At 29.0% G+C, this 10,356-nt stretch carries 11 protein-coding genes; all 11 read left to right on the forward strand.

All coding sequences use genetic code 11. The annotated features are described in order from the left end of the window. Positions 1 to 453: FkbM family methyltransferase (locus FLACOL7796_RS24080; protein ID WP_173973303.1), on the forward strand; the 453-nt coding region annotated here is incomplete at its 5' end. Further along, positions 446 to 1,432 (forward strand): glycosyltransferase family A protein, encoded by a 987-nt coding sequence (locus FLACOL7796_RS24085; protein ID WP_173973304.1) that lies wholly within the window; start codon positions 446 to 448, stop codon positions 1,430 to 1,432. The genes FLACOL7796_RS24080 and FLACOL7796_RS24085, both read left to right, overlap by 8 nt. Beyond that, on the forward strand, positions 1,432 to 2,541 hold the full coding sequence (gene wecB / locus FLACOL7796_RS24090; RefSeq protein ID WP_173973313.1) for a non-hydrolyzing UDP-N-acetylglucosamine 2-epimerase: 1,110 nt from the start codon (positions 1,432 to 1,434) through the stop codon (positions 2,539 to 2,541). The genes FLACOL7796_RS24085 and wecB overlap by 1 nt, the downstream gene beginning before the upstream one ends. A 1-nt stretch (position 2,542) precedes the next feature. Then, positions 2,543 to 3,775 carry a glycosyltransferase family protein gene (locus FLACOL7796_RS24095; protein WP_173973305.1) on the forward strand — a complete coding sequence of 411 codons (1,233 nt, stop codon included), beginning with the start codon at positions 2,543 to 2,545 and terminating at the stop codon, positions 3,773 to 3,775. Continuing rightward, complete coding sequence (locus FLACOL7796_RS24100; protein ID WP_173973306.1) at positions 3,775 to 4,704, forward strand: glycosyltransferase family 2 protein; 930 nt, start codon at positions 3,775 to 3,777, stop codon at positions 4,702 to 4,704. Before FLACOL7796_RS24095 ends, FLACOL7796_RS24100 begins: the two co-directional genes overlap by 1 nt. Positions 4,705 to 4,713: 9 nt before the next feature. Then, positions 4,714 to 5,382 carry an acylneuraminate cytidylyltransferase family protein gene (locus FLACOL7796_RS24105; RefSeq protein ID WP_173973307.1) on the forward strand — a complete coding sequence of 223 codons (669 nt, stop codon included), beginning with the start codon at positions 4,714 to 4,716 and terminating at the stop codon, positions 5,380 to 5,382. Continuing rightward, the gene (locus tag FLACOL7796_RS24110) at positions 5,382 to 6,422 is read left to right on the forward strand and encodes an N-acetylneuraminate synthase family protein (RefSeq protein WP_173973308.1); all 1,041 of its coding nucleotides are present in this window, start codon (positions 5,382 to 5,384) and stop codon (positions 6,420 to 6,422) included. The genes FLACOL7796_RS24105 and FLACOL7796_RS24110 overlap by 1 nt, the downstream gene beginning before the upstream one ends. A gap of 9 nt (positions 6,423 to 6,431) precedes the next feature. Beyond that, on the forward strand, positions 6,432 to 7,559 hold the full coding sequence (gene neuC, locus FLACOL7796_RS24115) for a UDP-N-acetylglucosamine 2-epimerase (protein ID WP_173973309.1): 1,128 nt from the start codon (positions 6,432 to 6,434) through the stop codon (positions 7,557 to 7,559). A gap of 83 nt (positions 7,560 to 7,642) precedes the next feature. Then, positions 7,643 to 8,491 carry a polysaccharide deacetylase family protein gene (locus FLACOL7796_RS24120; protein WP_191408507.1) on the forward strand — a complete coding sequence of 283 codons (849 nt, stop codon included), beginning with the start codon at positions 7,643 to 7,645 and terminating at the stop codon, positions 8,489 to 8,491. A gap of 43 nt (positions 8,492 to 8,534) precedes the next feature. Beyond that, positions 8,535 to 9,926, forward strand: coding sequence for a hypothetical protein (locus FLACOL7796_RS24125; RefSeq protein ID WP_173973311.1), 1,392 nt, complete (start codon positions 8,535 to 8,537; stop codon positions 9,924 to 9,926). Then, positions 9,923 to 10,356, forward strand: a 434-nt coding sequence (locus FLACOL7796_RS24130) for an acyltransferase family protein (RefSeq protein WP_173973312.1), incomplete at its 3' end; no start/stop codon positions are given. The genes FLACOL7796_RS24125 and FLACOL7796_RS24130, both read left to right, overlap by 4 nt.

The following is a 10,356-nucleotide window of genomic DNA, read 5'->3' on the forward strand; positions in this document are numbered from 1 at the left end:
GGAGAAAGTAGCTATATTAATCAAATGAATATTAATCAAGGATGGAATAATGGTAAACACTCGATGAAAGTTCATTTTGGAACTAATCAGAAGAATATCAATATTCCCGTATCGTTATTAGATAATTTCAAGGAAAATATATCTAATGGTCCATTAATAATAAAAATTGATGTGGAAGGTTATGAAAAAGAAGTTATTGAAGGCGCAACGAAATTCCTTAATAACTTAGATAATTCAATTTTAATAATTGAATTATTAGAAGAGATTAATGGATTACTTATTTGCAAGGAAATCAAAGACATGTTGATTAAGCTTAATTTTAAAGAGATTTATAAAATTAATTCTAATGAGGTATTTGAATTGGTTGATGACTATTATGGTAGTGGTGATTACATATTTTTAAAAGGAAATACAGCAATAGAAGATTTTAATCGATTAAAAAATTATGCGTAAAGGAGTTAATCCAGAGAAATTTAAAGGAGAGAAAAACACGAGAAGTATGCATCGCATAATTGTTGTGTTTTTTATTCCTAATATTTTTGATGATTATTATAAAGAAAGTCTTAATGTATTAGATGCCTGTTTGGAGTCTATTACAAACACAATAAATTTTGAAACTACATCTATTACACTTATTAATAACAATTCTGTAACTGATGTAAATTCAGTAATAAACAAATATTTAGATAAAGGGCAAATAGATAAATATGTGCGATATTCAGAAAACAAAGGCAAAGTTTATGCTGTAATGAATGAGATAAGAGGGATATATGAACCTTTTGTAACAGTTTCAGATGCTGATGTTTTATTTATTAAGGGTTGGGAAAAAGCGATTTTTAATGTGTATAGAAATTTCGAAAGATCAGGTGTTGTTGCTCCCTTACCTTGCCCAAATTTGGCCTTTAATCATAATAATACAGCTTTTTTTGATACAATTTTATCATTAAAAATAAAAAAAGACAAGATAGTTTCGGATAAAGATTGTGATATTTACTTGGAAGGATTAGGAAATGATTCGCTATTAAATAGAAATAATAGAAGTTTTAATTGGAGAACTCATCAATACTACCTTAAAAGAAATAATGAAGTAGCTATTTTAGGGGCAGGGCATTTTGTAGCAACCTACAGAACTGCACTAATTAATAAAAGCAACAGTTTTCCTGTCTTTAAGTTTTTTAATGGATATGAAGATAAATTTATTGATAACAAAGCAGATAAGAAAGGATATTATCGATTATCATTACATAAAACATTTGCTTATCATATAGGAAATAGATTAGATAAAAATGTAACTACTTTTAAAGAATTAGAAGGCGAATATGTAGAAATTGAAGATTTCAAAGAGTTGCAAATAAGTCTGAAAAAAAGATTCACGCCTTTCTATTTAAGATCTCTTGTTTTTCGAATAATAAAAAAAATAGCAAAACTTTAATTTTGAAAATTTTACTTTGTTTTGGGACACGTCCTGAAGCCATAAAAATGGCAACTCTTTATCACAAATTGAAAGATAGTAATTTTGAAATAAAAGTTTGTGTAACTGCACAGCATAGACAAATGTTAGATCAGGTATTGAATTTCTTTGAAATTATACCAGACTATGATCTTGATTTAATGCAACCGAGTCAAAGTTTGAATGGATTAAGTGCCAAAATTCTTTCTAAAATAGATAAAGTCTTACTATTAGAAAAGCCAGATTTGGTTTTAGTTCATGGAGATACTACCACATCTTCAATGGTTGCATTAGCCGCATTTCATTTAGGAATAAAAGTAGGTCATATAGAAGCTGGGTTACGAACATACAATAAGCAAGCACCATTTCCAGAAGAGATTAATCGTCAAATAACAAGTAGGATTGTTGACATACATTTTACACCTACTAAACAAGCTACACAAAATTTGCTATGCGAAAAAATTTCTCGAGAGTCTATTGTACAAACTGGAAATACAGTTATTGATGCTTTATTTTGGACGATTAGTAAGATACAATCAGCTAACTATAAAAACGAAGAAATAGAACAGTTGAAAAAAATAGTATCAAAAGGTAAAAAAATAATATTAGTAACAGGACATAGAAGGGAAAATTATGGAGAAGGAATAAAAAATCTTTGCAAAGCACTTTTAAAAATATCAGAACGTGATGATGTAACTATTATATATCCGGTACATTTGAATCCAAATGTAAAAGATATAGTTCATGAATTATTATCAAACAATAAAAATGTTAAACTTGTTGAACCATTATCTTATCCGGCTTTTGTGTGGCTGATGCAACAATCTTTTTTAGTTGTTACGGATTCCGGAGGAATACAGGAAGAAACACCCTCATTAGGGAAACCTGTTTTAGTAACCAGAAATGTATCTGAAAGACAGGAAGGAGTTGATGCAGGTTTTTCTATTTTAGTAGGAACAAATACAACTAAAATTATAGAAGGAATACAGAATATCTTAAATAATTTTACAGGTTTTAAAAATAAAATGAGCCCGTATGGAAATGGAGACGCATCAAAAAAAATTGTTGATTATTTGCTAAAATTATATTAAAATGAAAATACTTATCGTAGTAGATTCTATAAATATTGAAGACAGTAGTGGTTCTAAAGCAAATGTTGCTCTAATTAATAATTTGAAAGAGGCTGGTTTTGATATTTTGGTTTATCATTATACACTTAAAAGTATATATTTAAAGGAGATTAATACAATAGCAATTCCTGAAATAAAAGCTAGTATAATGTATTTTTTAAGCAGATTTCAAAGAGTTTTAAATAGAAAATTTAAAATAAATTTAGGGGTGTTTTTTGAAAAAAGACTTGGGTTTTCATTCACTTTTTTTAATGACACAAATAGTATAGTTAAGACTTTGAAAAAAAATCTTTTTGAGCCGGACTTTGTTCTAACTTTAAGTAAAGGAGCTAGTTTTCGACCTCATTATGCAGTTCTTAAGTTGCCAGAATTACACAATAAATGGATTGCTTATGTCCATGATCCATATCCTTTTCATTACTATCCAAGACCTTATAATTGGGTAGAGCCTGGTTATGACAAAAAAGAATTTTTTTTTCGTGAACTGTCTGAAAAAGCGAAGTATAGTGCTTTCCCAAGTAAATTATTAAAAGAATGGATGGGAAGCTATTTTTTAAATTTTTCTAAGACAGGTATTGTAATTCCACATCAAAACTCAAAACATGAAATTCAAAATAGTATTGACTTATGCTATTTTGATCATTCAAAATTTAGTTTGTTACACGCTGGCAATTTAATGAAAGAACGCCCGCCGGAAGGTTTGATAAAAGGGTTTAGAAAATTTTTAGAGAGAAATCCAAAAGCTAAAAATGAATCTAAACTTATTTTGATAGGCAATGCCGAAGAACATCTCGAAATACTTGAAGAATATATTAAAAATACTCCTGAGATGTATTTTTATAATGGTAATAGGCCGTTCGAGGAGGTTTTTTATTTACAAAAAAACGTTTCTGTTAATATCATTTTAGAGTCAAAATCGGAAATTAGCCCTTTTCTTCCTGCTAAATTTCCTCATTGTATTGAAGCTAATAAAATTATTCTTTCTTTAGCCCCTTATTATAGTGAAGTAAGAAGACTATTAGGAAGTAATTATGAATTTTGGTCTGAAGTCGACGATGTTGAGAAAATTGCAGTATTGATTGAAAGATTATATTACTTATGGCAAGAAAATCCAATTAGTCTGAGTCTAAACAGAAGAGATTTAGAGTACTATGTTTCTGAAGCCTACTTAAAAAAAATATTGATTAACTTATAATGAATCAAATTTATAAAAAAGGTGCATCTAATTTTTCTATTTTAATAACCTCTAAAAATAGAAGAGAGCAGTTGAATTTTACGTTATATAAAATTCAATACCTTCTAAATAGAGAGGATGTTACTTGTTTGATTTGTGATGACGGATCTGTAGATGGAACTTTTGAGTTTATTCAGAGTAATTATCCTAAAATTCAAATTATCAAAAATTCTGAAAGCAAAGGCTTAATTTATAGTAGAAATAGATTAATGGAGATGGTAACTACAGAGTTTGCTATTTCTATTGATGACGATTTGCATTTTGTAACTCAGAATCCTCTCGAAATTATAAAGAAGTCATTCAGCCAAAATCCAAATATTGCTTTATTTAGTTTCAGGATTTTTTGGGATTTAAAAGAACCTAAATTAACTAATTGTAATGAAGTATCTCACCGAATAAAGAGTTTTGCAGGTGGAGCAAATGTTTGGAGGATGTCTGCTTGGATAACGATTCCCGATTATCCATCATGGTTTGTTTTCTATGGAGAGGAAGATTTTGCATCCTATCAATTATTTAAAAAAAACTGGGAAGTTCATTATCTTCCCGAGATATTAGTTAACCATAGAGTGAATATTAAAGAAAGAAAAAAAAATGCTGATTATGTTATAAGATTACGAAGATCTTTACGCTCGGGCTGGTATTTATATTTTTTATTTTATCCCATTAATGTAATTCCCCAGAAAATGATTTATTCTGTCTGGATACAGCTTAAAACAAAAGTTTTTAAAGGAGATCTTAAAGCTTTAAGAGCGATCATATTTGCATTATGTGATTTGTTACTTTCAATCCCGAAAATTATAAAAAATAAAAATCGGTTATCTGCAAAAGAATTTAATGCTTATCAAGAATTAGGAGAAACAAAACTTTATTGGTCTCCAAATGATAATTAATTTTAATTTATGAAGACAATCGCAATTATTCCGGCCAGAGGAGGCTCTAAGCGCTTACCTCAAAAAAATATAAAGTTGTTGGATGAGATTCCCTTATTAGCACATAGCATTTTGTATGCGAAAGCTAATAGTAAAATTATTGATGAAGTTTATGTTTCGACTGAGGATCCAGAAATAAAAAAAGTTGCATTAAAATATGGAGCTAAAGTTATTGATCGACCTGAAAATATATCAGGTGATTTAGAACCAACAGTTTCTGCTTTAAAACATGTTTTAGAAAATATCGATTTAGAAGTAGAAAATGTAATTTTATTGCAGCCAACAAATCCGGTTCGTCCAGAAAATTTGGTTCAGAAAACTTTTGAAATTTATGATAAAATTAAATGTAATAGTTTATTTACTGTTTCCAGAGATCATAAAAAATTAGGAAAAATAATAGATCAGAAATTTGTTCCGTTCAATTATAAAATTGGCCAAAGGAGTCAGGATTTAGAACCGTTATATTTTGAAAATGGACTCTTATATATTACCAAATCTAAATTAATAATGGAAAACATAATTATCTCTGAAGATGCTTTTCCTTTCGAAATAGATCATATTTTTGCTAACGTAGATATTGATACACAGGCAGACTTTGATTATGCTAAGTATTTGTATTATAAAAATATTAAAAATTAATGAAATCATATATAGAAATTGCCGGTAGAAAAATTGGACCAAGTTTTCCTCCTTTAGTTATTGCAGAAATCGGAATTAATCATGAAGGTTCTTTGCAAGTTGCTAAAGAAATGGTAGATGCAGCATACAGAGCAGGAGTTGAAGTTATAAAACATCAGACTCATATTGTCGAAGATGAAATGAGTGGAGCTGCTAAAAAAGTAATTCCTGGTAATGCAGATGTCTCTATTTATGAAATTATGGAACGTTGTTCTTTAAATGAAAAAGAGGAACTCGAACTTAAAAATTATGTTGAAAGTAAAGGCATGATATTTATTTCAACCCCATTTTCTCGCGCAGCTGCAGAAAGACTAAAGAAATTTGATATACCGGCTTATAAAATAGGTTCCGGAGAATGTAATAATTACCCATTATTAGAGCATATAGCCTCTTTTGGTAAACCTGTGATTTTGAGTACAGGCATGAATACTATAGAAAGCGTTCAAAAAGCTGTGGATATTTTTGACAAAAAAAATATTCCTGTGGCACTTTTACATACTACAAATTTATACCCAACACCAATACATTTAGTTCGTTTTGGTGCAATGATAGAATTACATGAAGCCTTTCCGGATAAAGTTTTCGGTTTAAGTGACCATACACTTAACAATAATGCATGTTTGGGTGCTGTAGCTCTTGGAGCAAGCATTCTGGAAAGACATTTTACTGATCATATGCAACGTAATGGACCAGACATCGTTTGTAGTATGGATGAAAATGCTTGTCAGGAATTAATTATTTCAAGCGCAGAAATGGCTTTAATGCGTGGTGGAACAAAAAAGCCAGTATTAGAAGAGCAAGTGACAATTGATTTTGCATTTGCGACTGTTTGTACAATAGCACGAATTAAAAAAGGTGAAGCTTTAACTAAAGAAAATATTTGGGTAAAACGACCTGGTACAGGTAAAATTCTGGCAGAACATTTTAATGATTTACTTGGTAGAATTGCCATAAAAGACATTGAAAATGATATGCAATTGGATTTTATTGATTTTGAGTAAAGCGTAAAGATGAAAAAAATTCTTTTTCTAACAGGAACACGAGCCGATTTTGGAAAAATTAAATCTTTAATTACTATTCTTGATGCAGATCAGGGATTTGAAGTTTTTGTATTTGTTACAGGAATGCATTTGCAGGAGGCATATGGTTACACATTAATTGAGATTGAAAGATGTAATTTCAAAAATATTTATACTTTTCAAAATCATACACATGAAACTACAATGGATTTAACTCTTGCTAAAACAATCGAGGGTTTATCAAGTTATTGTAAAGAGATAAATCCAGATATGATTATTGTGCATGGAGATAGGGTCGAGACACTTGCAGGGGCTATTGTTGGATCTCTTAATAATATTTTAGTATCACATATTGAGGGGGGAGAGGTTTCAGGAACTGTTGATGAATTAATTCGTCACAGTGTGAGTAAATTAAGCCATATCCATTTTGTTTCTAATACACAAGCAGCTAAACGATTAGTACAAATGGGCGAAATAAAAGAGTCTATTTTTACTATTGGTTCTCCAGATGTAGATATAATGTTTTCGAATAAACTACCAGATTTAAGCACTGCTAAAGAATATTATAAAATAGATTTTAAAAAATATGCAATTGTGATGTTTCATCCAGTCACAACAGAGATAAATGAAATGGAGAAATATGCAGAAAATTTTGTTTCTGTATTATTAAATGACAATCATAATTATGTTGTTATTTTTCCTAATAATGATTTAGGAAGTCGTTTTATTATAGAGACTTACAAAAGGTTGGTGGGAAATTCGAGATTCAGGATTTTTCCGTCTCTTCGTTTTGAATACTTTTTGACGTTATTAAAAAATAGTCAATTTATTATAGGAAACAGTAGTGCCGGAGTCAGAGAGGCTCCATATTACGGAATTCCGATTATTAATATTGGCACACGTCAGCAAAATAGGGCAGTTCACGCTGATATTATCAATACAGATTATTCTGAGCAAGGTATAAGAGAAGCTCTTTTAATTATTGATTCACATACCATACAAAATGTTGAAGATGATTTTGGTGAAGGCAACAGTAATGAACTATTTTTTGAATGTCTTCAGGAAGAAAATATATGGCAGTTAAGCCACCAAAAGCAATTTAGAGATTTGTTTAGTTAATGAAAAATAAATTAAGGAAAGTATATTATCAGTTTTTAAAGCTCAAAAGCAGAGTTTTATATGGTAGGCCAATATTGGTGCTTATGTATCATAGAATTAATGATGATGTAGGTCAAAAGCTACAAGACTTGACAGTAGGAGTTTCAAATTTTGAAAACCAATTAATTTATTATAAAGACAAATTTCAAATTCTAAAACTTGATGAAGATTGGATATCTTTAAAGAAAACAGGAGTAGTAATTACATTCGATGATGGATATGCAGATAACATTTTAAATGCTTTACCTTTATTAGAAAAACATGAAATTCCGGCAACAATTTTTGTAACAACGTTAAATATAAATAAAGAAAATGAATTTTGGTGGGACAGATTAGTTTTTGACTATTCTTCTTGTAATGAGATATTTTATTTACCAAATAAAAAAGACAAAAATTTAAAATCAGATAGTATTTATAAAGAGATTGTAGAGAAACTTAATAATTTTTCAAATGATGAAAAAGAAAAATGGTTTTTAGAATTTGAGAAAGTAAATCATCTCATGTTTTTTCCCCGTAAGGAATATCGTTCATTAACAAATTTGGAGTTACAATTACTTTCAAAGCATCCTTTGATTTCAATAGGAATTCATACTCATAATCATTATCCGCTAGGGAGTTTAACTTATGAACAACAAAAGCAAGAACTTTTAAGGTCGTTAAAAAAGTTAAATGAGCTAGAAATAAATCCGACAAAATATCTGTCTTTACCTCATGGTTCTTACAATATAGAAACTTTTAATATAATAAAAGAATTGAATTTGTCAGGAGCTTTATTGGCCAATAATTATTATTCTTCGAATAGAAATAAAGTAAGTAAAAAAATAAATAGAATTTTGATTCCAAATATTAAGGATAAAATATTAGCACAGTATTTAAAGCATTATGATTTTTAACAGCATATAAAGAGACTCTAAAAAATAGGTTATAAAGTAAAAAATGAAAATATTAGGAGTTGTGATTACAGACGGTGTCGGATTTAGAAATTTTGTCATGAGCAATTTTCTAGAAGAAGCAGTCAATCAATTTGATAAAATTATAATCTATTCAGGATTACCCGAAAGTTGTTATCAAAATTTTGATAACCCAAAAATACAAATAAAAGAACTTACTGTTTTTAAAGAGGGAAATATTACGTGGGTTTTTAGAAAATGGAAAGAATTGGCTCATTTACAAAAGAATAAGAACTTTTATGGAATGAATGATAATTTAATTGCCGGATATCCTAAAAAGAATTCTGCAAGGGCTATGTTGATAAAAAGTATTTATGCTTTTACGAAATTTATAAATTCGAGTTCAAGTATATTAGTAGCTGAAAAGCTTCAGTTTTTATCTTTTTCAAAAAATAAAATCACAAAAGAATATATTCAAATATTAAGAAAGGATACACCCTCCCATTTGTTTTTTACTCATCAAAGGCCACCATATCTGACACCATTTTTATATGCCGCTATTAAAACAAAAATTCTAACAAGTACTTTTATTTTTAGTTGGGATAACTTAGCCTCAAAGGGCAGAATGTTAGGAACTTTTGATCGCTTTTTAGTATGGAGCAATTTAATGAAAGAAGAGTTATTGTATTTTTATCCAAATGTTAAAAATGAAGATGTAAAAGTGGTAGGTACACCACAATTTGAACCTTATGTTTTAGATGAGTATAAGTCGACAAAAGAAGGTTTTATTTCAAAATTTGGTTTGGATCCAAATAAAAAAATAATTTGTTATAGTTGTGCAGATGTTTCTATTGGCCCGAATGATCCTTTAGTTATTAAAATTATTGCTGAAGCTATCCGAAATAGAGAAATAACAAGTTCGGTTCAGCTTCTGGTAAGAACTTCCCCAGCAGAAGACGATAGTAGATTTATAGCTCTTAGGAATGAATTTCCTGAAATTTTATGGAATGTACCAAAATGGATTCTAACAAGAGAAAATCATAAGGAGAGCTGGTCGCAACGTGTACCAAGTAAGGAAGATATTATAGATTTACGTGCATTACTTGAAAATGCAGATTTGAGCATTAATATGTGTTCGACTATGAGCCTTGATTTTATGCTTTTTGATAAGCCGGTAATCAATACTGTATTTGGAAATTTGAAAAATGGACTTTATAATGATCAAAGATTTTTAAATTATAGTCATTATAAAAAAGTAATTGACGGAAATGCTGTAACAATTGCTAAAGATAAATTTGAATTGATTGAACAAATTAATCAATCTTTTTTAAACTCTGAAGAAAGAATAATGTATAGAAAAGCAATGATTGATTTGCAAATAGGTAAGCCCCTTATAGGTACAAGTAAACGAATTGCTTTAATTTTATCGAATTTATGAGAAATATTTATTTAGAAACTCCAAGTTCAAAAAATAGAATCTCTATATTAGATGGGTTTAGGACAATAGCAATTATATCGGTTATTTTATATCATTATTTTTTTAGATGGAACGATGTGGAATACCCGTATTTTGGAGGTGAATATTTTCACTATGGATTTAAGGGAGTACCTTTTTTCTTCATGATAAGTGGATTTGTTATTTGTTATACTTTAGAAAGTACAGCAAATTTTACTACTTTTTGGAAAAAAAGATTTATCCGCTTATTTCCTTCTATAGTAGTAGCTTCTGTCTTTACTTATTGTTTTTTATTAATATTTGACCATTATAAAATATTTCCAGATAATCATTTTAGAAACCTAATTATAAGTATTACGTTTTTACCTCCAAATTTTTATAATTTGTTTTCTGAAATTCCAAGTTATTTTAG

It is taken from the genome of Flavobacterium bizetiae, assembly GCF_902804475.1.
Lineage (GTDB): Bacteria > Bacteroidota > Bacteroidia > Flavobacteriales > Flavobacteriaceae > Flavobacterium > Flavobacterium bizetiae.

Excerpts from the sequence above, each read along its gene's own strand:
- FLACOL7796_RS24125 (WP_173973311.1), top strand. The coding sequence starts at position 8,535 with ATGAAAATATTAGGAGTTGTGATTACAGACGGTGTCGGATTTAGAAAT.
- FLACOL7796_RS24110 (WP_173973308.1), top strand. The coding sequence starts at position 5,382 with ATGAAATCATATATAGAAATTGCCGGTAGAAAAATTGGACCAAGTTTT.
- FLACOL7796_RS24120 (WP_191408507.1), top strand. The coding sequence starts at position 7,643 with ATGTATCATAGAATTAATGATGATGTAGGTCAAAAGCTACAAGACTTG.
- FLACOL7796_RS24105 (WP_173973307.1), top strand. The coding sequence starts at position 4,714 with ATGAAGACAATCGCAATTATTCCGGCCAGAGGAGGCTCTAAGCGCTTA.
- FLACOL7796_RS24085 (WP_173973304.1), top strand. The coding sequence starts at position 446 with ATGCGTAAAGGAGTTAATCCAGAGAAATTTAAAGGAGAGAAAAACACG.
- FLACOL7796_RS24100 (WP_173973306.1), top strand. The coding sequence starts at position 3,775 with ATGAATCAAATTTATAAAAAAGGTGCATCTAATTTTTCTATTTTAATA.
- neuC (WP_173973309.1), top strand. The coding sequence starts at position 6,432 with ATGAAAAAAATTCTTTTTCTAACAGGAACACGAGCCGATTTTGGAAAA.
- FLACOL7796_RS24095 (WP_173973305.1), top strand. The coding sequence starts at position 2,543 with ATGAAAATACTTATCGTAGTAGATTCTATAAATATTGAAGACAGTAGT.